1 protein-coding gene and 1 pseudogene are annotated in these 1,901 nt (G+C 68.9%); both read right to left on the bottom strand.

The window, feature by feature from the left end:
• The coding region (locus D7V88_RS41080; protein WP_147449136.1) for a hypothetical protein at window positions 1–299 on the bottom strand (299 nt) is incomplete at its 3' end.
• Between the two features lie 178 nt (window positions 300–477).
• Window positions 478–1,901, bottom strand: a pseudogene (locus D7V88_RS43435) (hypothetical protein); the annotation flags it as partial.

Raw genomic sequence — 1,901 nt, 5'->3', positions numbered from 1 at the left:
GGCGGGAGGATCTGCTGGGTGGGGGTCGTGGACAGCAGGAACTGGAGCATCACCGAGCCGCCGTTGGGATAGGCGGACTCCGTGCCCTGGTTGCAGACCCGGGCGGAGGCGAAGAAGGGGTCGCCCATGCGTGCGTTGGCGGGCCCCTTCACGTCGGTGATGACCAGGTCCGGTCCCTCGGTGAGGGATTGGGACTGGCTCTTCGCGGACGACGTGACGTCGCTTCCGCAGCCGTTGAATACCAGGGTGCCTGCGATGAGCAGACACACGCCTCTCCATGACGGTGTGGGCCGTGACATGAGTACTCCTTTGGGGGTGGTTGCTGGGAATAAACTCAATCAATCCCAACCGAAAACAGAATCCGGCTTTTCCCACTCCCTGGGAAAGCTTTCCAACGGCATGTCGGCCTGGATGACCCATCACCCCGGGGCGCCGCCCGGGGCACATGTGGGCCCCGGCCGGCGCTGGCATCTCGGGTCAGTACGGCAGCAGCACGAACACGTTGCCGGTGAGGCTGTTGTTGTCCCGGCGCGGATCCTGCCCATACGGGTCCGAACCGTCCGGGACCAGGAAGGCGCTCAGGTACAGGACCTGGTCCACGGAGGCGGCCGTGGGACGCGAAGCCAGGGAGAGCACCGGGGTCGTGAGGCACTGGCCCGCGTCGAGGACGGGGACCTGGGTCTGTCCGACGAGGTTCTGGAGGCCCGTCATGGCGAACGGCATGCCGTCGGCGGGCAACAGGGGCGTGGCCTCCGTGGACAGGACGACCTGGAGGGTGCGGGGGTTGTACGAGGCCGTCTTGCTCTCGTTGCAGACCGTCACCTGCGGCGTGAACGCGGTCCCCGGGCTCGCGATGAACGGCGCGCTCAGGTCCCGGACCACCAGATCCGCGCCATCCCCGATGCCGATGATGCCGCCGAGGAAGGTGTTGTTGTCCTGACGCAGCTCCGGCTGGGTTCCCTGCGGCGACACGCGCGCGGCCATGTGCAGCGGCGTATCGGGGAAGTGACTGAAGACAGACGGCAGGGTCGGCAGGAAGTAGGGCGTCGGGACCGACACCGTGAGGCACTTCCGGGCCTCCAGGTCCGGCACCGTCACCGTGCCCAGGGAGACCGCCGTGGCGGGATTGAGGTTTCTGGGGTCGGAGGTGGACGGTGCCGGAATCTCCGGGTCCGTGGTGAGGAGCACCTCCAGGTTGCCGCTCAGGATCATTGAAGTGCCCGCGTTGCACACCGTGACGGACAGCGGATCCGAATTGGACACCATGAGGCTGGAGGGACCGCTCATCGCGGTGATGACCCAATCCGGCCCGGTGCCCACGCTGATGCGGCCGGCGACGCGCGTGTTGTTGTCCACGCGCAGCTCCGGCTGGCCCGGCCACTGCTCCACGAAGACGCCCAGGTAGAGGGGCTGCCCCGGCAGCGCCGAGGGCGGCAGGGAGGCGAAGGCATTCGACGGGGTGAGGGTCATGCACTGTCCCGGCGTCATCCCCGGCACGGTCACGCCGCTGCTGGAGCTCTGCGTGGGGGGCAGGGAGACGTACGCCCCCGGAGGCAGGGGCAGGGTGTCCAGAAGGGACAGGACGAACTGCGCATAGGTGGGGGAGGAGGGCGCGGTGCCCACGTTGCAGACGCGCATGGACAGGCTCATGACGTAGCTGGCCTGCACGCTGGCGGGGCCCGTCAGGTCCGTGATGAGCAGATCCGGCCCGGTGCCCACGCCCACGCGGCCCGGCACGAGGGTGTTGTTGTCCTCGCGCAGCTCCACCAGCGAGGCCTGCGGATCGACGGCGGCGCCCAGGTACACGACGGGGGTGGGGCCGGAGGCGCCCGAGGGCAAAGTGGCGGAGGCGCTGACGCGGCGGGTGGAGCACTCACCCGGGCTCAGCCCCGGGACGGACT

Origin of the sequence: Corallococcus terminator (genome assembly GCF_003611635.1) — a bacterium.
Taxonomy (GTDB): Bacteria; Myxococcota; Myxococcia; order Myxococcales; family Myxococcaceae; genus Corallococcus; species Corallococcus terminator.
The sequence above is the reverse complement of the archived record's forward strand: the minus strand, read 5'-3'. Positions and strand labels throughout refer to the sequence as shown.